General features: G+C 30.9%; 1 protein-coding gene. It reads left to right on the top strand.

Translation table 11 applies throughout. The annotated features are described in order from the left end of the window. Positions 1-100 precede the first annotated feature (100 nt). Positions 101-793 (top strand): AvrD family protein (locus tag ACFX59_RS18280; RefSeq protein WP_387434482.1); only part of this gene is annotated, 693 nt, incomplete at its 3' end.

Genomic DNA, 793 nt, shown 5'->3' with positions numbered 1-793 from the left:
AATTTTATACTAAAAAGGCAAGAAGGTTTTCGTAAATTACGGATTCTTTCTTGTCTTTTTTTGTTTAAGATAGAGTCAGTTTAAAAGATTGGAGAAGTATATGCTAACAGTAGATTATTTACTTGGAGACAATAAAAATCGTTATTTTGGCAGAGGGCATAAGAAGACGACTTATGAAGTTAAGTTGAAAAATATTTTAGAAGGAGTTGGGTCTCTTCATCAAGAAGGTTTGTGGTCTAGTAAACAATCTGAAATCATACAGCAACACCTGAGTACATTAGATGGAATAGTATTAGCTCATTTATTTGGAAGTGAAATACTGAAAAGAATGGGAGTGAGATTAAATCAGTATAGGTTAAGCCATTTTGAGATAAAGTCAGGGATAAAAGCTATAGAAGAATTGGTAAATTTAAAATTAGAATTACAAAATTTCAAAATGACGAACCAAGTGATTGAATTTGATTGCTTGGTAATGGATATGAAAGTTTGTTTAGGATATCAATTATTAGAATGTATGGAAAATGTAGCTGCTATAGGAGAACAAGGTAGAGATTTTTTATCAACGCATTTAAGAGATAGACAACATGATATATACGATGTTGAGTTTTCAGATAGTAGTATATCTTGTAAAGCAGAGCAAGTATTAATCAAAGATATTGAATATAGTGGTGTAGGTAGTCTAGAAAAGAATTATTATAGTTTGTTAGAGCTTCTGATTATTTTTTCTCAAATGGCAGAGATGTTAGCCTACCATATAGAAGAGATATCTCGAGAAGAGAGCAATACCATGTGG

Source organism: Sphingomonas sp. NCPPB 2930, assembly GCF_042867205.1.
GTDB lineage: Bacteria > Pseudomonadota > Alphaproteobacteria > Sphingomonadales > Sphingomonadaceae > Sphingomonas.
The sequence above is the reverse complement of the archived record's forward strand: the minus strand, read 5'-3'. Positions and strand labels throughout refer to the sequence as shown.